Annotated in this window: 21 protein-coding genes; 18 read left to right on the forward strand and 3 right to left on the reverse strand. The window is 67.4% G+C overall.

Translation table 11 applies throughout. The features are described 5' to 3' along the window. The first annotated feature begins 28 nt into the window (after positions 1-28). From VVS03_RS04240 to VVS03_RS04275, 8 genes are all read left to right on the forward strand, one after another. Positions 29-1,018, forward strand: coding sequence for a F0F1 ATP synthase subunit gamma (locus VVS03_RS04240; protein WP_368534089.1), 990 nt, complete (start codon positions 29-31; stop codon positions 1,016-1,018). Between the two features lie 3 nt (positions 1,019-1,021). Next, a complete protein-coding gene (gene atpD, locus VVS03_RS04245) occupies positions 1,022-2,467 on the forward strand; it encodes a F0F1 ATP synthase subunit beta (RefSeq protein ID WP_070769004.1) in 1,446 nt (481 codons plus the stop codon). 10 nt (positions 2,468-2,477) lie between these two features. Then, on the forward strand, positions 2,478-2,849 hold the full coding sequence (locus tag VVS03_RS04250) for a F0F1 ATP synthase subunit epsilon (RefSeq protein WP_368534614.1): 372 nt from the start codon (positions 2,478-2,480) through the stop codon (positions 2,847-2,849). Between the two features lie 223 nt (positions 2,850-3,072). Beyond that, positions 3,073-3,591 carry a DUF2550 domain-containing protein gene (locus VVS03_RS04255; protein ID WP_368519681.1) on the forward strand — a complete coding sequence of 173 codons (519 nt, stop codon included), beginning with the start codon at positions 3,073-3,075 and terminating at the stop codon, positions 3,589-3,591. A 114-nt stretch (positions 3,592-3,705) separates the two neighbouring features. Beyond that, positions 3,706-4,398, forward strand: a complete 693-nt coding sequence (nucS, locus tag VVS03_RS04260; RefSeq protein WP_368519682.1) for an endonuclease NucS — start codon at positions 3,706-3,708, stop codon at positions 4,396-4,398. A gap of 45 nt (positions 4,399-4,443) precedes the next feature. Then, positions 4,444-4,728 carry a hypothetical protein gene (locus VVS03_RS04265; protein ID WP_368534615.1) on the forward strand — a complete coding sequence of 95 codons (285 nt, stop codon included), beginning with the start codon at positions 4,444-4,446 and terminating at the stop codon, positions 4,726-4,728. A gap of 39 nt (positions 4,729-4,767) precedes the next feature. Then, positions 4,768-5,073 carry a thiamine-binding protein gene (locus tag VVS03_RS04270; protein ID WP_070768999.1) on the forward strand — a complete coding sequence of 102 codons (306 nt, stop codon included), beginning with the start codon at positions 4,768-4,770 and terminating at the stop codon, positions 5,071-5,073. Positions 5,074-5,117: 44 nt separating this feature from the next. Continuing rightward, complete coding sequence (locus VVS03_RS04275; protein WP_368534616.1) at positions 5,118-6,110, forward strand: co-chaperone YbbN; 993 nt, start codon at positions 5,118-5,120, stop codon at positions 6,108-6,110. A 38-nt stretch (positions 6,111-6,148) separates the two neighbouring features. Here VVS03_RS04275 and glgB read toward each other — a convergent pair whose 3' ends face one another. Together glgB and VVS03_RS04285 are read right to left on the reverse strand one after the other, a co-directional pair. Next, the gene (gene glgB, locus VVS03_RS04280; protein WP_368519684.1) at positions 6,149-8,314 is read right to left on the reverse strand and encodes a 1,4-alpha-glucan branching protein GlgB; all 2,166 of its coding nucleotides are present in this window, start codon (positions 8,312-8,314) and stop codon (positions 6,149-6,151) included. A gap of 76 nt (positions 8,315-8,390) precedes the next feature. Continuing rightward, on the reverse strand, positions 8,391-10,409 hold the full coding sequence (locus VVS03_RS04285; protein ID WP_368534617.1) for a maltotransferase domain-containing protein: 2,019 nt from the start codon (positions 10,407-10,409) through the stop codon (positions 8,391-8,393). A gap of 58 nt (positions 10,410-10,467) precedes the next feature. Between VVS03_RS04285 and VVS03_RS04290 the strand changes: the two genes are divergently transcribed. The 9 genes from VVS03_RS04290 to VVS03_RS04330 all read left to right on the forward strand — a co-directional run bounded on the left by VVS03_RS04290 (position 10,468) and on the right by VVS03_RS04330 (position 21,385). Continuing rightward, positions 10,468-11,385 carry an ABC transporter ATP-binding protein gene (locus VVS03_RS04290; protein WP_368534618.1) on the forward strand — a complete coding sequence of 306 codons (918 nt, stop codon included), beginning with the start codon at positions 10,468-10,470 and terminating at the stop codon, positions 11,383-11,385. Positions 11,386-11,447: 62 nt separating this feature from the next. Then, positions 11,448-12,275: an NUDIX domain-containing protein gene (locus tag VVS03_RS04295; RefSeq protein WP_290225914.1), complete on the forward strand. Its 828-nt coding sequence runs from the start codon at positions 11,448-11,450 to the stop codon at positions 12,273-12,275. Between the two features lie 77 nt (positions 12,276-12,352). Beyond that, complete coding sequence (locus VVS03_RS04300; RefSeq protein WP_368534619.1) at positions 12,353-13,546, forward strand: THUMP-like domain-containing protein; 1,194 nt, start codon at positions 12,353-12,355, stop codon at positions 13,544-13,546. 80 nt (positions 13,547-13,626) lie between these two features. Then, positions 13,627-14,424: an electron transfer flavoprotein subunit beta gene (locus VVS03_RS04305; protein WP_368534620.1), complete on the forward strand. Its 798-nt coding sequence runs from the start codon at positions 13,627-13,629 to the stop codon at positions 14,422-14,424. Between the two features lie 39 nt (positions 14,425-14,463). Beyond that, positions 14,464-15,411 (forward strand): electron transfer flavoprotein subunit alpha/FixB family protein, encoded by a 948-nt coding sequence (locus VVS03_RS04310; protein WP_368521067.1) that lies wholly within the window; start codon positions 14,464-14,466, stop codon positions 15,409-15,411. Between the two features lies 1 nt (position 15,412). Continuing rightward, entirely contained in the window at positions 15,413-16,549 is a 1,137-nt protein-coding gene (locus tag VVS03_RS04315) for a cysteine desulfurase family protein (RefSeq protein WP_368521068.1), read from the forward strand. Between the two features lie 60 nt (positions 16,550-16,609). Continuing rightward, on the forward strand, positions 16,610-17,821 hold the full coding sequence (locus VVS03_RS04320; RefSeq protein ID WP_368519691.1) for an alpha/beta hydrolase: 1,212 nt from the start codon (positions 16,610-16,612) through the stop codon (positions 17,819-17,821). Beyond that, on the forward strand, positions 17,814-20,174 hold the full coding sequence (locus tag VVS03_RS04325) for a bifunctional lysylphosphatidylglycerol flippase/synthetase MprF (protein WP_368521069.1): 2,361 nt from the start codon (positions 17,814-17,816) through the stop codon (positions 20,172-20,174). The genes VVS03_RS04320 and VVS03_RS04325 overlap by 8 nt, the downstream gene beginning before the upstream one ends. Positions 20,175-20,230: 56 nt before the next feature. After that, positions 20,231-21,385: a glycoside hydrolase family 25 protein gene (locus VVS03_RS04330; RefSeq protein WP_368519693.1), complete on the forward strand. Its 1,155-nt coding sequence runs from the start codon at positions 20,231-20,233 to the stop codon at positions 21,383-21,385. On the opposite strand, the gene VVS03_RS04335 is transcribed toward VVS03_RS04330, so the two are convergent. Further along, positions 21,366-22,211: a spermidine synthase gene (locus VVS03_RS04335; protein ID WP_368519694.1), complete on the reverse strand. Its 846-nt coding sequence runs from the start codon at positions 22,209-22,211 to the stop codon at positions 21,366-21,368. The two genes, VVS03_RS04330 and VVS03_RS04335, sit on opposite strands and share 20 nt — an antisense overlap. Positions 22,212-22,371: 160 nt before the next feature. On the opposite strand from VVS03_RS04335, the gene mnmA reads away from it, so the two are divergent. Then, positions 22,372-23,457 carry a tRNA 2-thiouridine(34) synthase MnmA gene (gene mnmA, locus VVS03_RS04340; protein WP_368519695.1) on the forward strand — a complete coding sequence of 362 codons (1,086 nt, stop codon included), beginning with the start codon at positions 22,372-22,374 and terminating at the stop codon, positions 23,455-23,457. The last annotated feature ends 28 nt before the right edge of the window (positions 23,458-23,485 follow it).

Raw genomic sequence — 23,485 nt, forward strand, 5'->3', positions numbered from 1 at the left:
ATTGATTAAGAAGGGAGGAAAGTAAACCATGGCAACTCTTCGTGAATTGCGCGACCGTATCCGGTCCGTCAACTCCACTAAGAAGATCACCAAGGCTCAGGAGCTCATCGCTACCTCGCGCATTACCAAGGCGCAGGCCCGAGTGGAGGCATCCGTGCCCTACGCTCAGGAGCTCAACGCAGTGATGAACCGCCTGGCGGCCGCCAGCTCGCTGGATCACCCGATGCTGCGACAGCGCGACAACGCCAAGGTCGCGGCCGTGCTGGTTGTTTCTTCCGACCGCGGTATGTGCGGTGGCTACAACAACAACGTGTTTAAGAAGGCCGCCGAACTGGAAGCTCTCCTCAAGAAGGAGGGCTACGAGGTAGCCCGCTACGTCACTGGCAACAAGGGCGTGGGCTACTACCAGTTCCGTGAGGAAGAAGTGGTCGGCAGCTGGTCCGGCTTTTCCCAGGACCCGACGTGGGACGAGACGCACGACGTCCGCCACCACATCGTGGAAGGGTTCATCGCTGGTTCCGAAGGCACCACCAAGGCCCGCGCGGGCCTGCACGCCGAGGGCGAGGGCCAGCCGGTCCGCGGCTTCGACCAGGTGCACGTCGTCTACACCGAGTTCGAGTCCATGCTGACGCAGACCGCTCGCGCGCAGCAGCTGCTGCCCATCGAGCCGGTCATTGATACGGTGGAACTCAACCAGGGTGAGTCGGCGCTCTCCGATAGCGGGAACACTGAGGAACTGAGCTCGGACTTCGATTTCGAACCGGACGCGGACAGCCTGTTGGAAGCCCTGCTTCCGCAGTATGTCTCCCGCACCCTGTTCGCAATGTTCTTGGAGGCTTCTGCTTCCGAGTCCGCGGCTCGTCGTACCGCCATGAAGTCTGCAACTGACAACGCGACGGACCTGGTCAAGGACCTGTCCCGCGTGGCCAACCAGGCCCGTCAGGCGCAGATTACCCAGGAAATTACAGAGATCGTCGGTGGCGCTGGCGCGCTCGCCGAAAGCGCAGAAAGTGACTAGATTATGACTACAGCTCTGCAAGAGCAGAACACACAGTCGTCGGCTGCCGCCGGCCGTGTGGTGCGTGTCATCGGTCCGGTCGTCGACGTGGAATTCCCGCGCGGCGCAATGCCGGCACTGTATAACGCACTGACCGTCGAGATTGAGCTCGAGGCTGTTGCTAAGACCGTCACCCTGGAGGTCGCTCAGCACCTCGGTGACAACCTTGTCCGTACCGTGTCCATGGCTCCGACGGACGGCCTCGTCCGCGGCGCTACCGTGACCGACTCCGGCAACCCGATTTCGGTGCCGGTTGGTGACGTCGTCAAGGGCCACGTCTTCAACGCTCTGGGCGACTGCCTGGACGAGCCGGGCCTGGGCCGCGACGGTGAACAGTGGGGCATCCACCGCGAGCCGCCGGCATTCGACCAGCTCGAGGGCAAGACTGAGATCCTCGAGACCGGCATTAAGGTCATCGACCTGCTGACCCCGTACGTTAAGGGCGGCAAGATCGGCCTGTTCGGCGGCGCCGGCGTGGGCAAGACCGTTCTGATCCAGGAAATGATTACTCGTATTGCTCGCGAGTTCTCCGGTACCTCCGTGTTCGCCGGCGTCGGCGAGCGTACCCGTGAGGGCACCGACCTGTTCCTGGAAATGGAAGAGATGGGCGTGCTGCAAGACACCGCCCTGGTCTTCGGCCAGATGGATGAGCCGCCGGGAGTCCGTATGCGCGTGGCTCTGTCCGGCCTGACCATGGCGGAGTACTTCCGCGATGTGCAGAACCAGGACGTGCTGCTGTTCATCGACAACATCTTCCGTTTCACCCAGGCTGGTTCCGAGGTTTCGACCCTGCTGGGTCGTATGCCTTCGGCCGTGGGCTACCAGCCCACCCTGGCGGACGAGATGGGCGTGCTGCAGGAGCGCATTACCTCCACCAAGGGTAAGTCGATTACCTCGCTGCAGGCCGTCTACGTGCCGGCGGATGACTACACCGACCCGGCACCGGCGACCACCTTCGCCCACCTGGATGCGACCACCGAGCTGGACCGCTCCATCGCCTCGAAGGGTATCTACCCGGCAGTGAACCCGCTGACCTCTACCTCTCGTATCCTTGAGCCGGGTATCGTCGGCGAGCGCCACTACGCCATCGCCCAGCGCGTTATCGGTATTCTGCAGAAGAACAAGGAGCTGCAGGACATCATCGCCATCCTGGGTATGGACGAGCTGTCCGAGGAGGACAAGCTGACGGTGCAGCGTGCCCGTCGTCTGGAGCGCTTCCTGGGCCAGAACTTCTTCGTCGCAGAGAAGTTCACCGGCCTGCCGGGCTCCTACGTCCCGCTGTCGGAGACCATCGACGCCTTCGAGCGCATCTGCAACGGCGAATTCGACCACTACCCGGAGCAGGCCTTCAACGGCCTGGGTGGCTTGGACGACGTCGAGGCTGCGTACAAGAAGATGACCGAGAAGTAGGGAGAGGCACATGGCTGACATCACCGTAGAACTCGTTACCCCGGAGCGGTTGCTGTGGACCGGTAAGGCAAGCATCCTGACCGCGGAAACGACCGAGGGTGAGATCGGCGTGCTTCCGGGCCACGAGGCTATGATCGGCCAGCTGGTCGAGAACGGCGTCGTGACCTTCCGCCCGGTGGACGGCGAGCGTCGCTTCGCCGCCGTCCAGGGTGGCTTCCTGTCGGTGACTGATGAAAAGGTGACCGTCTTGGCCGACTGGGCCGTCTGGGCTGACGAGGTCGATAGCTCGCAGGCTCAGGAAGATGCCAAGTCCGACGACCAGATCGTACAGTCCCGCGGCGAGGCCGGGCTTCGCGCCCTGCGCCGCTCGCAGGAAAAGTAGCGTGCGCAAACGCACGTAAAGGGGCAGCAACTGCCGCCTTTCTACTCTCGTCATTTAAGGCTAAGCGCCTGTAAGTGTTCCTCTACAAAAGGAACTGCTTACAGGCGCTTTGTCGTTTTTATGCGGCCTTTTGTATTAGCACTTTCTGCGGGATACCGACTAGACTCGGATCATCACTTGTGGCACCCACGCCAAACACGTTTTGCAGGGAAGGTGAGAGGTTATGAGCTCGACCGTGGTTACTGTTGTCCTCTGGGTCGTGGTCGCCCTCGTGGTCTGCGTCGTTCTCCTGGCCGCGGTCCGCTTTTTCACGTTGCGCTCCAAGGGAACGCCGATGTTGATGCGTTCTGTCCCTGCTAAAGACACCCGAGGTTGGCGCCATGGTGTCATTTCCTACGCCGGGGAGTTTGTGGAGTACTACGAGCTGCGCTCTGTCTCTCCCAGCTGTGACCGCCGTTTTAACCGCCGCGACATCGAAATCTTGGGCACCCGCGCCTTGGACGATGAAGAGGCGGTTTTTATTTCTTCCGGCATGAAGGCCGTCCACATCATCGTGCGCAACCAGCAGTACGAATTGGCTCTTGCCCCGCACGCGCACATGGCGTTTTCCGCCTGGGTCGAGGCCGCGCCCTCCCAGCGGCAGGAAAGCCGCGATTTCCACCAGATGCGCAAGAAGATGGAACGCCCGCTGCGCACGAACCTGCCGCACGACATCGCTAGCTGGCAGTCCTACTACGAATAGGCGCCGGGATTTTCTCGGCCCCGCCCGCTGTTCCGGGCGGTTTTTGCGTATCTCGGCGGCTTCCGCCCTGCCTGGTGTGGGGTGGTGCGGCGCCGAGGCGATAGGGTGGTAGCCATGCGTTTAGTAATCGCCTCCTGCAGCGTCGACTACGTCGGCCGCGTTGATGCCCACCTCCCGCTGGCAGACCGCCTGTTGTTGCTCAAGGCGGACGGCTCGGTCTCAATCCACGCCGACGACCGCGCCTACAAGCCCCTGAACTGGATGACCCCGCCGTGCACGGTGACGGAATCGGCCATCGAGGACATCGACGGCGAGCCGACCGGCGACACCCTCTGGCTGGTGGAAAACCCGAAGGGAGAGCAGCTGCGCATCACCATCGCGAAGGTGCACCAGGACATCGAGGTCGAGCTGGGCGAGGATCCGGGCCTGGTCAAAGACGGCGTGGAGGCCCACCTGCAGGAGCTGCTCGCCGAGCACATCACGACGTTGGGGGAGGGCTACAGCCTCATCCGCCGCGAGTATCCGACCGCCATCGGACCGGTCGACATCATGGCGCTCGATAACAACCGGGAGCACGTGGCAGTCGAGGTCAAGCGCCGCGGCGGCATCGATGGCGTGGAGCAGCTGACCCGCTACCTGGACCTGCTCAACCGCGACGACCTGCTGGCCCCGGTCCACGGCGTTTTCGCGGCCCAGGAGATCAAGCCCCAGGCCCGCACCCTGGCCGAGGACCGCGGCATCCGCTGCGTCATCCTGGACTACCAGGACCTACGTGGCATCGAGTCGAACGAGCTGCGGCTGTTTTAACGCGCGTTAACCAGGCGAAGCGATAAGTCTCGAAGGAGGTAAGACGTGCCGCGACGCAACCGCCGCCAGCGCTCGGCCCCGCGCAAGCTGCCCGCCGACGGCGCTGGCTTCTACGGCGCCCAGGTCCAGGAGGGCCCGCGCTGGAGCTTCGGCCAGCCCTACGTCGTGCGCCAGATCGGCGCGGCGCGGGCAGTAAAGACCTATGTGTGCCCGGGCTGCAACCAGAGCATCTTCCCCGGGGTCGCCCACGTGGTGGCGTGGCCGAAGGACGCCGGCGGCCAGGCCGATGACAGACGGCACTGGCACCGCGGGTGCTGGGACCGCCTTTAACGGCCCACTGTAAAGCTTCCGACGAGTAGGATGGCGGGCATGATTGTTGCCTTTTCCGTAGCCCCCGCAGTTGTTGATACCCCGGACGCCGAGATGGCCGACGCCGTCACGGAGGCCGTGCGCGTGGTCCGCGAATCCGGCCTGCCGAACGAGACCAACGCCATGTTCACGCTCATCGAGGGCGAGTGGGACGAGGTCTTCGACGTCATCAAGCGCGCTACCGATGCCGTTCGCGCCGTCTCCCCGCGCACTTCGCTGGTTATTAAGGCGGATATCCGCGAAGGGCACACCGGGCAGCTGACCCAGAAGGTCGAGTCCGTCAACCGCCGCCTGAACCAGAACTAGCAGCCGGTTGCGAAGCAGCCGAAAACAGCCAAGAAAGGACTAGTATGACGAACCCCCGTGGCCCGCAGGTGGCCGGCGCCCTGGACCTGGGCGAGGTCAAGGCCCGCGCCGAGGCGCGCGCCCAGGCCGAAAAGCAAGCTGCGCAGACGCCCGGCCAGGGCGCAATGCCAGCTGGTGCGGGCGCCGGCCTGCGCGCTTTCTTCGAGGTGACCGAGGCCAACTTCGAGGCCGAGCTGGTACGCCGCTCCCTGGAGGTGCCGGTCGTGGCGCTTATCGGCACCGCGCGCTCCACGCAGTCGGAAGAACTCAAGTCCAACCTGCGCCAGCTGGCGGAGCGCGGCGGATTCAAGTTCCTGGTGGGCTATATCGACGCCGACCAACACCCGCAGATCGCGCAGGTCTTTGGCGTGCGCAACCTGCCGACGACCATCGCACTCGGCGCGGGCCAGCCACTGACTGACTTCGAGGGCTCCCAGCCGATGGCGGCCCTCGAGCAGTGGGTGGACGCCCTGGTCCAGCAGGTCTCCCCGCAGCTGCAGGGCCCGGGCCCCGAGCTGCAGGCCGCCCAGGTCGGCCAGGCCGGCCAGGCGCCGGCGGGGGAAGAGGAGGCCGCCCCGGCCGAGGATTCCCGCCTGACCGCAGCGGAAGAGCAGCTCAACAACGGCGACTTCGACGGCGCGATTGCCACCTACGAGTCCATCCTGGCCGAGGAGCCGGGCAACCAGGAGATCAAGCAGGCGCGGGATACCACGCTGCTGCTCAAGCGCCTGTCGGCGGCCGGCCAGGGTGTCGACCACATCAGCCAGGCCGACGCGCACCCGGATGATATCGACGCCCAGCTCAACGCCGCCGACGCGGACGTCGTCGCGGGCCGCCCGGAGGCCGCCTTCGAGCGGCTTATCGAGGGGATGCGGCGAACCGCCGGCGAGGACAAGGATCGCCTCAAGGAGCGCCTCCTGGAGCTTTTCGGGCTCTTCGACGCCGCCGATCCGCGCGTGCTGTCCGCCCGCACCCAGCTGGCCAGCGCCCTGTACTAGCGCGGCCTGCACCCGGGCCCCGGGGTGAGGGCCCGGGTTTAAGACTCAGTGCCGCGGTAGAGGTACCACTGCACCGAATTGGCCGGCAGCAGGACCCGCAGGAAGTCGTTGCCGTCGCGGCGAAGCGTCTCCACGTGGCGTGGCAGGTCGTTGGCGGCCCCGGAGTAGACGCCGTCGTCGGTGTTGAGCACCATCTCCCAGGCGCCGGCGTGCGGCACCCACAGCTCGTAGTCCGGGTGGGAGCTGCCCGCGAGGTTGACCACCGCGAGCAGGGTCTGGCCCTCGCGCGAGTACCGCAGGTAGCCGAGCACATTGTGGGCGGCGTCGTCGCCGGCGACCCACTGGAAGCCGGCCGGATCGAAGTCCTGGTCCCACAGCGCCGGGGTGTCACGGTAGATCGCGCCGATATCGCGGGCTAGGCGCTTAATGCCCTGGTGGTATTCGTGACCCCAGCCTTCCAGGTTGGCCCAGTCCACGGAGGAGCCCTCCGACCACTCGGTGACCTGGCCGAATTCGTCGCCCATGAACAAAAGGTTCTTGCCCGGGTGCGAGTACATGTAGCCAAAGAGCGTGCGCACCCCGGCGGCCTTGTTCCAGTCGTCGCCGGGCATCCGCGTCCACAGCGTGCCCTTGCCGTGGACGACCTCGTCGTGGCTAAACGGCAGGACGTAGCGCTCGGAGTAGGCGTAGACCATCGAGAAGGTGATCTCGTGATGGTGATGGCTGCGGTAGATGGGATCGCGGCCGAAGTATTCCAGGGTGTCGTTCATCCAGCCCATGTTCCACTTCAGGTCGAAGCCCAGGCCGCCGTGTTCGGTGGGGGCGGTCACGCCCGGCCAGGAGGTGGATTCCTCCGCGATGGTCAGGATGCCGGGGCTGACCCGGTGGACGGTGGCGTTGGTTTCCTGCAGGAGGCGAACGGCCTCGAGGTTCTCCCGGCCGCCGTGCACGTTCGGCAGCCAGTCGTCGCGGGAGTAGTCCAGGTAGAGCATGGAGGCCACCGCGTCGACGCGCAGGCCATCGACGTGGAATTCCTCGGCCCAGTAGAGGGCGTTGGCCACCAGGAAGTTGCGGACCTCGTTGCGGCCGAAGTCGAAGACGTAGGTGCCCCAGTCCGCCTGCTCCCCGCGGCGCGGGTCGGGGTGCTCGTAGCAGGGGCGGCCGTCGAAGCGCCCGAGGGAGAATTCGTCCTTGGGGAAGTGGGCGGGCACCCAGTCGATGATGACGCCGATGCCGGCGCGGTGGCAGGCATCGATAAGCGCGCGCAGCTCGTCGGGGCTGCCCCAGCGCGCCGACGGGGCGTAGTAGCCGGAGACCTGGTAGCCCCAGGAGCCGCCGAAGGGGTGCTCGGCCACGGGCAGGAACTCGACGTGGGTGTAGTTGTGCTCCAGCAGGTAGTCGATGAGCTCGGCCCGCAGGGTCGCGTAGTTGGAACCGATCTTCCAGGAGCCGACGTGGACCTCGTAGATATTCATCGGCTGGTCGAGGTTGCCGTCGCGCGCGGCGAGCCATTCGGCATCGGTCCAGTTGAAGCTGGTGCTGGCGACGACGCTGGCGGTCTCCGGCGGGGCGAGCGTGGCCTTGGCCAGCGGATCGGCCTTGTCGATGCGCCCGTGCTCCCGGGACTGGATGGCGAACTTGTAGCGCTCGCCCGCGCCCACGCCGGGGATGAAGACCTCCCACACGCCGGTCGCGCCCAGGCTGCGCATGGGGTACTGGGTGGGGTTCCAGCCGCAGAAATCGCCCACCACGGCCACGCCCAGCGCATTCGGCGCCCACACGGCGAAGGCCGTGCCGGTGACGGTGCCGAGCGGCGTGTCGTATTCCTTCAGGTTGGCGCCCAGGACCTCCCAGAGGCGCTCGTGGCGGCCTTCGGCCACCAGGTGCTGATCCAGCGTGCCCAGCGTGGGCAGGAAGGTATAGCCATCGGCCACGGTGCGGTTAGCGCCGCCGGGGTAGTTCACCCGCAGGCGGTAGTCCTGTTGCTCGGGCAGTTCGGCCTCGAAGATATCGTGGCCGACCGCGCGCATGGGCGTGGCCCCGGCCGCGGTGAGCAGCTCGACCGTCTCGGCGCCGGGCTGGCGGGTGCGCACCGTCCCGTCGTGCCAGCCGTAGAAGCCGTGCGGGTCGTGGTGCTGGCAGTGGTCCAGCCGGCTAAGGTCTTCGGCGGCGATGGTGGGCTCGAAATCTGGGCTGGTATCCATGGCTATGACTGTACGTCAGTTCCTTCGGTTTTGGAGGGTGAATGCGCCCCGGTGGCAGGGGAGCAGAACCTGGGGCTTAGGCGCGGTAGTCGGTGACTTCTCGCCAGGCCAGCTGCTCGCGCAGGTCCGGCTCGGCGGGCGGGAGTAGGAAGATATGTGCGACGTCCCGCATGGGCTCGAGCCGCACGAAGTTGCGCTCGGACCAGTTGTAGGCCGCGCCGGTGACCATGTCCTGGACGGCGAAGACATCGCCCGGGTTGCGCCCCAGGCGGCCCAGGTCCAGATCGACGGTGGCCTCCTGCGGGTTGCGCGGATCCAGGTTGATGATAACCAGCACCACGTTGCCGGTGACCGCGTCCGCCTTGGAGTAGGCCAGGATGCTGGGGTTATCGGCGGCGTGGAAGTGCAGCGCGCGCAGCTGCTGCAGCGCCGGGTTCTCCCGCCGGATCTGGTTGAGCAGCCGCAGGTAGCCCTCCAGGGAGTCCCCGGAGTTGACGGCGGCCTGGAAGTCGCGCGGGCGCAGCTCGTATTTCTCCGAGTCCAGGTATTCCTCGCTGCCCGGGGCGACCGGCAGGTGCTCGTAGAGCTCGTAGCCAGAGTAGACACCCCACAGAGGCGACAGGGTGGCCGCCAGGCTCGCGCGGATGGCGAACATGGCCCGCCCGCCGGTCTGCAGGGAGGCGTGCAGGATGTCCGGGGTGTTGACGAAGAAATTGGGGCGGCAGACGTCGGCCTGCTCCACGTGCATCTGGGCGAACTCGGTGAGCTCTTCCTTGGTGGTCTTCCACGTGAAATAGGAATAGGACTGGCTAAAGCCCAGCTTGGCCAGGCCGAACAGGCGCGCCGGGCGGGTAAACGCCTCCGCCAGGAAGATGACCTCTGGGTGATCGCGGTGGACCTCGCGGATGATCCAGGCCCAGAAATTCGCCGGCTTGGTGTGCGGGTTATCCACGCGGAAGGTCTTCACGCCCGCCGCGACCCAGAACAAGACCACGTCCAGGATCTCTGCGTAGAGCGCCGCAGGGGCGTTGTCGAAGTTGAGCGGATAGATGTCCTGGTACTTCTTGGGCGGGTTTTCCGCGTAAGCGATGGTGCCGTCGGCCAGCACGGTGAAGTATTCCGGGTGCTTTTTGGCCCAGACGTGGTCGGGGGAGCACTGCAGGGCCAAGTCCAGGGCGACCTCGAGGCCTAGCTGCTCGGCGCGGCGTACCAGGGCGCGGAAGTCGTCCAGGGTGCCCAGCTCCGGGTGGGTGGCCCGGTGGTCGGCAATCGCCCAGGGCGAGCCGACGTCGTCGGACTCGGCATGCAGGGTGTTGTTCTTGCCCTTGCGGTGGACCTGGCCGATGGGGTGGATGGGAGGGAAGTAGACGGTGTCAAAGCCCATAGCCGCCACGCGCTCCAGGGCCTGGGCGGTCGTGGCGAAGGTGCCGTGGACGGGCTCGCCGTGTGCGTCGCGGCCGCCGGTCGAGCGCGGGAAGAGCTCGTACCAGGAGTTGTAGAGCGCGGCCTGGCGCTCCACGTAGACCTCGCGCACGGTGTCTTCGACCACCAGGTCGCGCAGGGGCTGCTCGGCCAGGGCCTGGGAGACCGCCTCGGACAGGGCGGGTGCCACCCGCTCGGTCAGGTCCTGGGTGCTATCCCGCAGGGCCTCGGCGGCTTCCTTGTACAGGGAGGCGGAATCCTTACGGGTCATGGCGGCGCGGTCGAAGAGATCGGCGCCGTGGCGCAGGTCGTTGTCCAGCTCCGCCGCGGACTGGCCCGCGGCTAGTTTCTTGGTGACGGCATTCGTCCAGGTGGCTACCGGATCGGACCAGGCCTGGATCTGGAAGCGCCAGGTGCCCGGCCTATCGGGCACGAAGACGCCGTGGACGCGGTCCTGGTCTTCCGGGTCGGCGGTCAGACGGGTGTTGGACACGGGGGTGGACAAGGCGGCATCGTCAGGCGAGTACACCACGAGGTTGGCGGCCACCGCGTCGTGGCCTTCGCGCCAGACTAAAGCGGTGACGGGAATGACCTCACCGACTGCTCCTTTGGCGGGTAGGTTTCCGTGGTCGATTACGGGCCGAACGTCGTCAATACCAAGGCGGGTCGTCATGGAAATTAGCGTAGCCGAGGTGTTTCAGTGTCGCCCGCCAACTGGAAAATCAGACACAATGGGACACGTGAGTTCCTCGATGTTTAGCCAAGAACAAATCGCCGCCGCCCGCGCCGCCGCCCAGTCCGCCCGCGGCCCCGCTTCCTCCGCCGCGACGGGGGCGGCAGACCCGGCCGCCGCCGAAACCGATCAGGATTGGCTGATCGACTTCCGCGGGGTCGAGCTACGCCGCGGGGGCAAGACCCTCGTCGGCCCTGTCGACTGGCAGGTCGAGCTCGACGAGCGCTGGGTCATCATCGGGCCCAACGGCGCCGGCAAGACCTCGCTGGTGCGCATGGCCGCGGCCGAAGAATTCCCGTCCAAGGGCACGGCCTTCGTGATGGGCGAGCAGCTCGGCAAGACCGACATGCGTGATCTGCGCGCGATGATCGGTATCTCCTCGGCCGCCGTGCAGCACCGCATCCCGGACACCGAGCGCGTCGACGACCTGGTGGTCTCCGCCGGCTACGCGGTCCTGGGGCGCTGGCGCGAGGACTACGGCGACATGGATTTTAGCCGCGCGAACCGGATCATGGAACAGACCGGCTGCACCCACCTGGCCGAACGCACCTGGGGCACCCTGTCGGAAGGCGAGAAGAAGCGCGTCATCCTGGCGCGTGCGCTCATGCCCAACCCCGAACTGCTCATCCTGGACGAGCCCACCGCCGGCATGGACCTGGGCGGCCGCGAGGACCTCGTGGGCTACCTGGGGGACCTCGCCCTGGACGCCGACGCCCCGGCCATCGTCATGATCACCCACCACGTCGAGGAAATCCCGTACGGCTTCACCCACGCCATGATCCTGGACGAGGGCGAGGTCGTCGCCAAGGGGCTCATCAACAGCGTGCTCACCTCCGATAACCTCACCCGCGCCTTCGGCCAGCCCATCCAGGTCGACCGGATCGGCGAGCGCTACTTCGCGCGCCGGGTACGCTAGGAGGTTACAACCTCCCTACCTGGTGCCCAAGAGTTCGCCGCGCCTAAGTCCCGGTGGAGAAGATGAGCAAGATAAACCCCTTAGATGTCATTGACGCGACCGACACGACCGGCTTCAACGGTGGCCGGCTGTCGGCGTCTGTCCTGCTCATTCGCGACGAACCCGACGGGCTGAAGGTCTGGGTCCAAGAGCGCGTGGCCACCATGCGCAACTATCCGGGTCACGCCGTCTTCCCAGGCGGTGGGGTAGATCCGCGCGATTTCCCGCCGCGCAGCTGGGACTCCGGCAAGCTGTGGGCCGGCGCCTCCCTGGTCTCCAAGGCCCGCCGGCTGGGGGTGACCAAGTACAAGGCCCACGCCCTCGTCTTCGCGGCCGCCCGAGAACTGTTCGAGGAAGCCGGCACGCTTTTGGTCGTTGACGAGAAGGGCCGCGTCGAGTCCAACGCCGCCCGCTTCCACGCCGAGCGCCTCCAGTTGGAAGGCCACGAACTATCCTTCTCCGATTTCCTGAGCCAGGAGTCGCTGCGCATGGACTCCGACCGCCTGCTGCCCTGGGGGCGGTGGGTCGGCCATTCTCCGGCCGGCAACTGGTTCGACACCTTCTTCTTCGTCGCCACCCTGCCGCCCGGCCAGGAACCCGACGGCAACACCGGCGAGGCCGCCGATGCCGGCTGGTTCCCACCGCAGCTGCTCATCGACGGCTGGCGCGCCGGGCTGGTGCGCCTGGTGGCGCCGACCTGGGCGAACCTGCAGCGTCTGTGCCGGTTGAGCAGCGTGCAGGAGGTCCTCGACGACGTCGACTATTCCGACATGCGCCCCGTGATAGGCGACCCCGTCGACGATCCCCGCTACCGCGAGTTTTTCACCACCCGGCCCGTCGACCGGATCTAGGCCGGTAAAACCGCGCCGCCCCTTTGATTGCCCTCCTACCTCCCGTCCCGACCCGTTGAGAAAGGCCGAACTGCACCGTGGCATTCGAACTAGCCGACATCCGGTTCTTCCAGGATCATGCCGCCGAAATCCGGCAGGTCAGTGAGCAACTGGAGGGAACCCGGGCTAAGGCGCTGGCCGAGGCCCAGTTGTTGCGCGAGCGCTTCGGCGAGCACGGGCGCGCGGTGGGGGAGCTGGCCGATGCCCGCCGCCGCGCCGTGCGCACCGGAAAATTCCCGGCCACCTGGCTCAGCGACGTCGACGCCGCCCAGCAGGCCACCCCGGCCCCGGTGGCCCGCGCCCGGGCCCGGCACCTGTCGCGGCTGGGAGCGGACTTCGTTCACGACGTCACCTGCTCGGTGGGCACGGAGGCCCCGGCGCTGCGGGCGGCCGGCATCGGCTACCTGGGCAGCGACCTGGACAAAACGCGCGTGGCCATGGCCCGGCACAACGTGCCCGATCTGCCCTTCGTGGTCGCCGACGCCTTGGCGCCGGTGAGCGCGCGGGGCGTGGTCGTGGCGGACCCGGCCCGGCGGGGCGGCGGACAGCGCATCACCAAGCCGGAACAGTTGCTGCCGGCCCTGCCGGACTTGCTGGCCGCCTACCCGGGCCGCGAGATGGCCGTCAAGTGCGCGCCCGGCCTGGACTACAGCGAGTGGGCCGGGCCGGTGGTCGTCGCCAGCGTCGACGGCGCGGTCAAGGAGGCCTGCCTGTATACCCCGGGCCTGGCAGAGCACCCGGCCGCAGACGGCCAGCCGGTGCGCGCGGCCTGGCTGCTGCGCAGCGGCGCCGCGGGCGAGTCGGGTGCCGGGGAGGAGACCATCAGCAGCGCCGATTTCTCCCCGGACGAGCTGCCGGCGGCCGGGGAGGTGGGCCGCTACATCGTGGACCCGGACGGCGCGGTGGTGCGCGCCGGACTCGTCAAGCACTACGCGGCGCGGCACGGGCTGTGGCAGCTGGACGAGAAGATCGCCTACCTGACGGGGGAGTCAATCCCGCCGGGCCGGTCGGGATTTCCATTCATTGAGCAGGTGAGTCTCAAGCGCCTGAGCTCTAGTCTGAAAGCCCTGGACGTCGGCAGCCTGGAGATCCTCGTCCGCGGCGTCAACATCGACCCAGACCAGCTGCGCAAGAAGCTGAAGCTGCGGGGCTCGCGTCCCCTGGCGGTGGTCGTCACGCGGCTCGGCCGCGGCGCCGTGGCGCTGGTCTGTGAGCCACGCCAATGGAATTAGTCCCGCCTTCGCTACTACTATGGCGCGGAGAATAAGTTTCTAGAACGCTTAAACCAAATTGACGGAAAGGTCGAATGCCCATGCCCACTATCGTGGCTCTGGTCAAGTACGTACCCGATACGTGGTCCACTAAGACGTTGGAAGACGACAACACGCTAAACCGCGACGCGGTGGACAACATCATTGATGAGGTCAACGAGTATTCGGTCGAACAGGCGCTGCGGCTGCGCGACGCGAACCCGGACGCCGGTTACCGCGTGGTGGCCCTGACGATGGGGCCGGCCGGCGCGGAAGAGGCCCTGCGCAAGGCCCTGGCCATGGGCGCCGACGACGCGGTCCTGGTCAGCGACGAGGCGCTGGCCGGCTCGGATGCCATCGGTACCGCCTGGGCGCTGAGCAACGCCATCAACACCCTGGACGACGTTGTCCTTATCACCATGGGTACGGACGCCTCCGACTCGCAGACGGGCCTGCTGGCTGGCCTGCTGGCTGAGTACCGCCAGATTCCGGCGCTCACGGAGCTGCACGCGGTGAGCCTGGCCGACGGCACCGTGCGTGGCACCCGCGAGGATCACCGCGGCACCTGGGAGCTGTCCGCCCCGCTGCCGGCGCTTATCGCCGTGGGCGACAAGGCCGACAAGCCGCGCTTCCCGAACTTCAAGGGCCTCATGGCGGCCAAGAAGCACCCGATTACCACCCTGGACCTGGCCGCCATCGGCGTCGACCCGGCGCAGGTGGGCCTGAACTCGGCGACCACCCAGGTCACCGAGGCCGCCCCGCGCCCGCCGCGGACCGCCGGCGAGCTGGTAGAGACCGGCTCCGCCGAGGAGAAGGCCGCCAAGATTGTTGAGTTCCTCGAGTCCAAGAACCTGCTGTAACACCGCTCTCCGCGCACGCTTATAAGGAGTTTTCTTTTCATGTCTCACGTTTATGTTTTGGTCGAGCACACCGAAGGCCAGCTGAGCCCGGTTACCGGGGAGCTCATCACCGCTGCCCGCCAGCTCGGCACCGTCTCCGCCGTGGTGGTCGGCCCCGCCGGCACCGGCGACAAGCTGGCCCCGGAGCTGGCCCGCTGGGGTGCGGCCCAGGTGGTCGACGCCCAGGCCGCTGATTACGATTCCCGCCTGCTGACCCCCGAGGTCGACGCCCTGCACGGGCTGGGCGCGGCCAACCCGGCTCCCATCCTGATCGCCGCGTCCGCGACCGGCAACGAGATCGCCGGCCGCGTGGCCGCGCGCCTGGCCTCCGGCGTGCTGTCGAACGTCTCCGGCATCCGCCCGGACGGCGCGGCCCAGCACGCCATCTTCGGTGGCTCCTACGACGCTTACGCCACCGCGGCTGGTGCCTGCCCGATCTACACCCTGCTGCCGGGCAGCGTGACCGCCGAGGCCGAGGCCAGCGTCGGCGAGGTCGCCGCCATGCAGCTGCCGGCCGCCACCGACCGTGACGTCAAGGTCGAGTCCTTTACCCCGGCCGAGAAGTCCGCCCGCCCGGACCTGCCGTCGGCCGCCACCGTGGTCGCCGGCGGCCGCGGCGTGGGCGACGAGTTCGCCGCCGTCGTCGAGCCGCTTGCCGATGCCCTGGGCGCGGCCGTGGGCGCTACCCGCGACGCCGTCGACGAGGGCTTCTACGACGCGGCCTACCAGATCGGGCAGACCGGCGTGACCGTGACCCCGGACCTCTACATCGGCCTGGGTATCTCCGGCGCCATCCAGCACACCTCGGGCATGCAGACGGCCAAGAACATCGTCGTGGTCAACCAGGACCAGGACGAGCCCTTCTTCCAGATCGCCGATCTGGGCGTGGTCGGGGACCTGCACGAGATCGCCCCGGCGCTGACCGAACAGCTGAAGAATCGCGCCTAAAATGTCCCACTATTTCGATTACGCGGCGACCCAGCCCATGCGCCAGGCAGCCATCGATGCCTGGGTGGCAGCCGCCGGCAGCGTCAACTCGGGCGCCCAGTACGCCTCCGGGCGCAAGTCCCGTTCGGTGCTCGACGACGCCCGCGAGAAGGTCGCCGAGCTGCTGGGCTGCGAGCCCATCGAGGTAGTCTTCACCGCCTCCGGCACCGAAGCCGACAACATCGCCATCCAGGGCCTCTACCGGGCCGCCGAGCGCGGCCCGCAGGACAAGCGCACCCGGCGAATCGTGTCCACCCCGATCGAGCACCCGGCGGTGCGCGATACGGTGGCCACCCTGGAACAGCAGGGCGCGAGCGTGGATCTGCTGCCGGTCGACCGGCACTCGCGGGTCAGCGACCTTAGGCCCCTGGATACGCCGGCGGACCTGGCGACCTGCATGTGGGCCAACAACGAGATCGGCGCCCTCCAGCCGGTCGAGGAAATCGTGGCGCGCGCCAGCGCCCAGGGCACGCCGGTCCACATCGACGCGGTGCAGGTGGTCGGCAAGCTGCCCATCAACTTCGCGGAACTGGGCGCGACGACCCTGGCGGCCAGCGCGCACAAGTTCGGCGGCCCCCGCGGCATCGGCCTGCTGCTGGCCCGCCGCAGCCCGGCGCCGCAGCCCATCGCCTACGGCGGCGGCCAGGAGCGCGGTATCCGCCCCGGCACCGTCGACGTGGCGAGCGCGGCCGGCCTGGCCGCGGCGCTGGCAGAGTCCGTGGCCGAAATCCCCACCGAGTCCGCGCGCGTGGGTGCCCTGCGGGACCGCCTGCGCGAGGGCATCCTGCGCGAGATCGACGACGTCGTGGTCAACTCCAGCGAGCCCGCGCTGCCGTCGCACCTGCACGTGTCCTTCCCCGGCACGGACGGCGACAGCCTCATCATGCTGCTCGACCAGCTGGGTATTGAGGCCTCGACGGGCTCGGCCTGCTCGGCCGGGGTCAACCGCATGTCCCACGTCCTCGAGGCCATGGGTGTGACCGAAAGCGAGGGGATTGGTTCCCTGCGCTTCACGCTGGGCCGCAATACCAGCGACGAGGACGTGGACTACGTCCTGGCGCACCTGCCGGAGGTCATCCGCCGCGCGCGGAGCGTTTAGCTAGTATATTCCCAGCTAAGCCCCAGTGATTCCGGGGCGGGGTAGTTCTATGTTTAGAGGGTGAACTTTCTTTCTGATCTGCCCCTGGCCGAACCGGTCGATGCCGCCATCTTCATCGGCATCCTGGTTATCGCGGCCGGCGTCGTGGCGTGGCAGCGCCGCTGGTGGCCGGTGGCCGTAGCCGCGGTCATCTGCATAGCCGCCGGCTTCTTCCTGCAGCGCTGGGACGTGCCTTTCTATCTCATGGCGGCCGCCGCCGTCCCGCTGGCCGCCCTGCTCCGCAAGCCGACGGTGCCCACCGTGCTCGCCGGCGTTTTCTCCCTGCTGGCCACCGTCGGCCTGGTCAACATCGAATACCAGACCTACCCGGACGTCGGCTCGCTTGACCCGACGCCGGTGGCCCGGGAAATGAGCCTGGCCGAATTCCAGTCCGCCCGCGACTTCCAGGACGCTGCGCTCGTCCACCTGGACCTGCCGGGCACGCGCTCGCAGTTCGCGGCGCGCGAAGCCATCGCCTATGTCCCGCCGGCCTACTGGCGCGGCGAGAACCTCCCGGTCGTGGTGCTGCTCCACGGCAACCCGGGCGGGCCCGACCAGTGGTTCGGCTCCGGCGAGGCGGCCCAGACCGCCGACCAGTTCCAAGCCGCCAACGATGGGCGCAGCCCGATCATCGTGGCCGTCGATGCCACCGGCTCGGAGACCGCCAACCCCATCTGCGCGGATTCCCGCCAGGCCCACGTCATGACCTACCTGTCCCAAGACGTGCCCGCCGGGATCAAGCAGGCCTTCCGCGTGGACGCGGATCAATCCCACTGGACCGTTGCCGGCTTAAGCTACGGAGGCACCTGCGCGCTGCAGATCGCCACCAACCAGCCCACCGCGTACGGCTCCATCGTGGATATCTCCGGAGAGGCCGAGCCGACTATCGGCAGTCATCAGGCCACCGTCGACAAGTTCTTCGGCGGCGACGAGAAGGCCTTCCAGGCCCAGGACCCCGCCTACCTGCTCAAGCAGAACCGCTACCCGGGGCTGGCCGCCGTCTTCATCGCCGGGGAGGACGACCACGCTGCGGTCGAGGCACTCAGCACCTTGTCCCAGCAGGCCCGCGCGGCGGGGATGCGCACCTATAACGGCACCCGCCCCGGCGGGCACAGCTTCCAGGTCTGGCGCCCGGCCTTGCGGGAAGTGCTCGCCTGGGCCGCGCAACGCGGCGGGATGAGGATCGACAAGGACCCCTTCGACGGAATTGAGGATAAGGATGTCCGTGCTTAAAAACGCACTGGTGGGGGTTTTCAAAACCCTGCCCCGCTTCCCGGTGACGCTGGCGGTGCTGGCGGTGATGTGGGGCCTGCAGATTTGGCCGGTCGAGGGAATCCAGACCATCGGCTTGACTGCCGGCCACGCTGGCGGGGCCGTGGTGCTGACAATCTTGGCCCTGGCCTGGGGTGTGCCGGCGGAAGGGCAGCTGGGCTCGCTGCGCTACGCCGCCGTCGGGGTGGTCGCGCAAGTAGTTTCCACCCCGCTGGCCGTCTACGCCGCCCGTGGGGTGGAGCTGGCCGGGCTGAACCAGTGGGGCGACGACCTGCTGCACGCCAGCTTCCTGACCCCGGTGGGCTTCATCGCGGGGGCGGCGGCGTTTTCCTCCGCCCAGATGCCGCGTCTGTGGCGCCGCCGGTTGCGCCTGAGCATCATCGCCCTGACGCTGACGTTCGTGTTGTACTCCGGGACCCTGGCGGACGTGCAGGCGGTCGTGGCCATGGCGCTGGGACTGGCGGCCGGGCAGGCGTTGTACCGGCCCCACCGGGTGGAGGCCTCGGTGGCCGAGCGGCGCGTGCTGGTGGCGGTCGTGGTGCTCTCAGTGGCAGTCGGCCCCTTCTTCGTGGCCCTGGATCCGCTGGCCGAAGGGCCCTTTAGTATGGTCACCCAGCTGTTGTGGTCGGCGGATCTGTCCCGGATTGAGGTGGCCGAGCTGTGCGCGGCCAGCCCCTTGAGCGACGAGTGCTTGAACGCCCTCGATATCGCCCGGGCCCACGGGCTAGGCCCGGTGGTGGCCAACCTGATGCCGTTTGTCGTGCAGCTGGTGCTGGCCTTCGGGCTCGTCCGCGGGCGCCGCCTGGCCTGGTGGCTGTCGCTGGCCTTCCAGGTCTGCGTGATGGGCGTGCTGGTGGCCCAGCTATGGGCCCCAGGCGAGGTCGACCTGTTGGTCATCAACCTCGCGCTGGTGCTGCTGCCGTGGATTATGGCCACGGCCGTGCTGGTCGCCACCCGCCGGCTTTTCCACGTTGCGACCAACCCGGCGCTGCTGCGGCGGGCCGGGATGTCAGTGGCCGGCGTCGTGCTCGCCGGGGCGGGAACCTGGGTGGCCGTGGCACTGCTGTACCCAGAGGGCTTTATCACCATCAATACGGCGGGCGACGTACTGGCAGAGCTGCCCCTGCGCTTCCTGCCGACGGTTGTGGCGCTTATCGGGCCGCACTTCGTGGTCCCGGCCACCTGGCTGGGATGGCTGGTCTATGAATGGGTCGGCATCATCGCCTGGGCGGTTCTAGCCTGGCAGCTGTATACCTGCTTCGCGCGCCCGGCGGATCCGGAAAATGCAGCCGACCGCGCCCGCGCCCGGGAGATCCTCTCTGCTACCTGCGGCGACCACTTGTCGTTTATGACGCTTTGGGAAGGCAACCGCTACTTTTTCGACGGCGATTCTTACGTGGCCTACCGTCCGGCGCGCGGGATTGCCCTGACCGTCGGCGCCCCCGTAGGCCCGGCGGGGACGGATATCGCCGGCAAGTTCGAGGACTTCGCCCACCACCAAGGACTCAGCGTTGCCTGGTATTCCGTCGACGCAGATTTCGCCGACGCCCACCCCGAGCTCAAGCGCGTCAAGGTCGCGGAGGAGGCCGTGCTCAGCTGCGCCAATACCGAGTTTAAGGGCAAGAAATTCCAGAACATCCGCACCGCGCGCAACAAAGCGGCAAAGCAAGGGGTGCATACCGTCTGGACCACCTGGCACGACCTCGACCTCGCGGTGGCGGCGAAAATCACGGCGCTGAGCGAAGAGTGGGTTTCGGACAAGGCCCTGCCGGAGATGGGATTTACCTTGGGCGGCCTTAAGGAGATGCAGGTTCCGGGTACCCAGCTGCTCTACGCCCTCGATGAGGAAGGCAGGCTGCACGGGGTCACCAGCTGGCTGCCGGTCCGTCGCGACGGCCAGGTAATCGGCTACACCCTGGACGTGATGCGCCGGGCCGCGGACGGCTTTAAAGGCGTGATGGAGCTTTTGATTTCCGAGGCGCTCATCATCGCCGCAGATCGCGGCTGCGAATGGATTTCCCTGTCGGGCGCCCCGCTGGCCGGCGCGGCGGAGGATCCCAGCTGGCTGGATCAGGCGTTGTCCCGGGTGGGCCAGGAGCTGGAGCCGCTCTACGGCTTCCGGACCCTGGCGGCCAGCAAGCGCAAATTTCTGCCGGCTGAGCGCCCCTGGTTCCTCTGCTACGACGACGAGCTGAAACTGCCGGCCATCGGCCTGGCGGCGACGAGTGCCTACCTGCCCGAGCTCAACGTCGGGCAGGCCTGGGCCGCGGTGCAGACGTGGAAGCGAGCCCGGCGGTCGGCGAAAGAAAAATAGAATGAAACGCGTGTTACTTGTGTGACTATTGTGGTTTAGTCGGTACACTCGCCGGCATGACCGTCACTAAGTCGCTCAAGTCCGCCCTGACCGCCGTTGTCGCCAGCGCTCTCGTCGCTACCGCCGCCGCTCCCGCGAACGCCGCGCCGATGAGCACGTCTGCGCCCGCCGGCGTGGATGTCGCCGCCCACCAGCACCCGGGTGGAGCCCCCATCGACTGGGGACAGGTGAAATCCGACGGGCAGTCCTTCGCTTTCGTCAAGGCCTCCGAGGGCGAGGGCTTTAGCAACCCGCACTTCGCCGTCGACGCCAACGCCGCGGCCGCCAGCGGGCTAAAGGTCGGCGCCTACCACTACGGGCGCCCAAACACGGACGCGAAGACGCAGGCCGCGCACTTCGCCTCCCAGCTGGCCCTGGTGGCGGACCAGTCGCTGCCGCCGGTGCTCGACATCGAGGTCACCGACGGCAAGAACCCGCAGCAGATGCAGGCCTGGGTCCGCGAATTCACCGATGAGCTCAAGCGGCTGACCGGCCGGACCCCGATGATCTACACCTACAAGTACTTCTGGGAAGTGGAGATGGGTAATACCACCCAGTTCGCGGAGTACCCGCTGTGGCTGGCCGCCTACCAGGACGCGGCCCCGCAGCCGGTCGGCGGCTGGGACAAGCTGTCCTTCTGGCAGCGCTCCGGCTCCGGCAAGGTTGCTGGCATCCCCACCCAGGTGGACATGAACCTGTTCAACGGCACCCACGCCCAGCTGGATTCCTTCAGCGCCGGCAACTACGTCGACTTCGGCGGGGTCCTCGAGGACCTCGTGGTAACCGGCGCCCCGGACCTGGGCAAGGACTCGACCGCCCTGGTCGCCGCCATCCTGGCCATCGCCGCCGGCGTGGCCGCCGCGCCGCAGCTGGCCGAGGCCGCGGGTGAGGCAGGCATCGACCGTGATGCCGCCGAGGGCCTTATCGGCTACGTGGAAAAGCTCAACGCCGAGGGCGCCCTGCCGGTCGAGCAGCTCGAAGCCATGGCCGCGGGCGACTACTCCGTCGGTGACCTGGCGCTGCTGCTGGAAAACGCCGGGCACACCGCCGGCATCGAAGTCGACGACCAGACGGTCGCGGATGCTACCCAGGCTGCTGCGGCCGCGGGGGCCAACGGCGGGCAGCTGGACGTGCAGCAGCTGGCCGGCATCGTTAGTCGCGTCGTGGGCTAGCCCCGCCGATAAACTTGCGGGTGAAAGACTCGTCTTTGTAGTGGGCGGGGACCGCCCCGCCTAGAAGCCGCTTGGCTAGCGCCGCGGCTTCTTGTGATCCGGCCGCGGGCAGGGGTGTCGCGGAACCAATCAGGATGATGTTGCCGTAGCGGCGGCCCTTGAGCATCGGTGGATCGGCGATGACGGCTAGGTGGTCGAAGACCTCGGCCATGCCGGCCAGCTCCGCCTTGGCGCCCTGCAAATCTGAGTGATCGCCGCAGTTGGATACGTATAGGCCCGCGGCCGACAGGGCGTTTCGGCACGCGGCGAAGAACTCCACCGTGGTCAGCGGGCGCGGGGTGGTGGCCCCGGCGAAGACGTCGCGGATGATGATATCCCGGCTGGCCGGCTGGAAGGCCATCGTCTCCGCGCGGGCCTCACCGGCTCGAATCTTGACCGTGGGCGCGCGGGGCACATCGAAAAGCGTGCGGGTCAGCTCCGCGAGCTTGGCATCTAACTCCACGACCGTATGCCGCGAGCGCGGCCACAGGTCCGCGAAATAGCGGGGGAGCGAGCAGCCCGCCCCGCCCAGGTGGGTAACGCGCAGCGCGGCCGGGTCGACGGGGTTGAGCACCTCGACCGCGGCGGCGATCCAGCGCATGTACTCAAACTCCAGCTCGCCCGGGGAGCCGAGCACGATGTGGCTGCTGGGCACGCCGTTGACGTTGAGGATATAGCCGTCCCGGCGGAACTCATCCGCCACGACCTCGGCCTGGCCCGTGTCGATGTCGTAGACGCCAACGATGCCCTCGCCGGGCTGGCTGCTCCGGTTCCGTTTCCTACCCATGACCCCTTACTGTAGACACCGGGGCCAGCGGGCCGAGGTTCCGGCCCGACGCTGGCCGGGAATGGCGAGGATTATCCCTGCGTTGGGCCGAGGGAGTAGACTTTTGAGCCGCTTTGGATAATCCGGCAGGCGGCAGTGATAGGAAGAAAGGTGGCGCGGCGTGCGAGTACTGGTGGCGATGAGTGGCGGAGTGGATTCCTCCGTGGCGGCTGCCCGCGCGGTCGAGGCGGGCCACGACGTCGTCGGTGTGCACCTGGCGCTGCACAAGGACGCGCAGCAGACGCGTGAGAAGGCCCGCGGGTGCTGCTCGCTGGAGGACTCCGCCGACGCCCGCCGCATCTGCGACAAGCTGGGAATCCCGTTCTATGTCTGGGATTTCTCCGAGCAGTTCAAGGAAGAGGTCATCGGGGACTTCGTGGACTCTTATGCACGCGGCGAGACCCCCAACCCCTGCCTGCGCTGCAACGAAAAGATCAAGTTCCGGGCCCTGCTACAAAAGGGCATGGCTTTGGGCTTCGACGCGGTGGCCACCGGCCACTACGCGACGCTGGACCGGGACGGTTATATGCGCCGCTCCAAGGACGAGAACAAGGATCAGTCCTACGTGCTGGGCGTGATTTCCGCCGATGAGCTGGAGCACTGCTATTTCCCCATCGGGGACACCCCGAAGCCGCAGATCCGCGAGGAGGCGGCCGCGCACGGCTTTTCCACCGCTAAGAAGCCGGATTCCTACGACATCTGCTTTATCCCCGACGGCAACACCCAGGCCTTCCTGGGCGCGCGCATCGGCCTGCGCCCGGGCATGATTGTGGACCAGGAGGGCCAGGAGCTTAAAACGCACGACGGCGCCTGGAACTACACCATCGGCCAGCGCAAGGGCCTGGACATCAAGCAGCCCGCCGCTGACGGCCGGCCGCGTTACGTCACGGATATCGACGCCGCCACCGGCACCGTCACCGTCGGCGCGCGAGAGGACTTGGCCGTGACCGCCATTGGCGCGGACCGGCTCAAGTACCTGCACCCGGCCATGGACGGCACGCTGGAGTGCGAGGTCCAGGTGCGCGCCCACGGCTCGGTCGTCCCGTGCACCGCGCACATCGATCGCGCGGCCGACTACATGCGGCTGGAGCTGCACGGCGAGCTCTCCGGCGTGGCCCGGGGGCAGGCCGCCGTGCTTTACCTGCCGACAGAGGACGAGCTCGGCGACATCGTCTTGGGCTCCGGCACCATTTGCGAGACGGCCTAGGCGGCTGCGCCCCACGAAGGAGAAGGTG

The sequence above is a fragment of the Corynebacterium sp. LK2537 genome, assembly GCF_040946485.1.
Classification (GTDB): Bacteria; Actinomycetota; Actinomycetes; order Mycobacteriales; family Mycobacteriaceae; genus Corynebacterium.

What these genes read in the sequence shown, in the direction of transcription:
- VVS03_RS04240 (WP_368534089.1), top strand. Translation starts at nt 29, where the DNA reads ATGGCAACTCTTCGTGAATTGCGCGACCGTATCCGGTCCGTCAACTCC.
- atpD (WP_070769004.1), top strand. Translation starts at nt 1,022, where the DNA reads ATGACTACAGCTCTGCAAGAGCAGAACACACAGTCGTCGGCTGCCGCC.
- VVS03_RS04250 (WP_368534614.1), top strand. Translation starts at nt 2,478, where the DNA reads ATGGCTGACATCACCGTAGAACTCGTTACCCCGGAGCGGTTGCTGTGG.
- VVS03_RS04255 (WP_368519681.1), top strand. Translation starts at nt 3,073, where the DNA reads ATGAGCTCGACCGTGGTTACTGTTGTCCTCTGGGTCGTGGTCGCCCTC.
- nucS (WP_368519682.1), top strand. Translation starts at nt 3,706, where the DNA reads ATGCGTTTAGTAATCGCCTCCTGCAGCGTCGACTACGTCGGCCGCGTT.
- VVS03_RS04270 (WP_070768999.1), top strand. Translation starts at nt 4,768, where the DNA reads ATGATTGTTGCCTTTTCCGTAGCCCCCGCAGTTGTTGATACCCCGGAC.
- VVS03_RS04275 (WP_368534616.1), top strand. Translation starts at nt 5,118, where the DNA reads ATGACGAACCCCCGTGGCCCGCAGGTGGCCGGCGCCCTGGACCTGGGC.
- glgB (WP_368519684.1), bottom strand. Translation starts at nt 8,314, where the DNA reads ATGGATACCAGCCCAGATTTCGAGCCCACCATCGCCGCCGAAGACCTT.
- VVS03_RS04285 (WP_368534617.1), bottom strand. Translation starts at nt 10,409, where the DNA reads ATGACGACCCGCCTTGGTATTGACGACGTTCGGCCCGTAATCGACCAC.
- VVS03_RS04290 (WP_368534618.1), top strand. Translation starts at nt 10,468, where the DNA reads ATGGGACACGTGAGTTCCTCGATGTTTAGCCAAGAACAAATCGCCGCC.
- VVS03_RS04295 (WP_290225914.1), top strand. Translation starts at nt 11,448, where the DNA reads ATGAGCAAGATAAACCCCTTAGATGTCATTGACGCGACCGACACGACC.
- VVS03_RS04305 (WP_368534620.1), top strand. Translation starts at nt 13,627, where the DNA reads ATGCCCACTATCGTGGCTCTGGTCAAGTACGTACCCGATACGTGGTCC.
- VVS03_RS04310 (WP_368521067.1), top strand. Translation starts at nt 14,464, where the DNA reads ATGTCTCACGTTTATGTTTTGGTCGAGCACACCGAAGGCCAGCTGAGC.
- VVS03_RS04315 (WP_368521068.1), top strand. Translation starts at nt 15,413, where the DNA reads ATGTCCCACTATTTCGATTACGCGGCGACCCAGCCCATGCGCCAGGCA.
- VVS03_RS04330 (WP_368519693.1), top strand. Translation starts at nt 20,231, where the DNA reads ATGACCGTCACTAAGTCGCTCAAGTCCGCCCTGACCGCCGTTGTCGCC.
- VVS03_RS04335 (WP_368519694.1), bottom strand. Translation starts at nt 22,211, where the DNA reads ATGGGTAGGAAACGGAACCGGAGCAGCCAGCCCGGCGAGGGCATCGTT.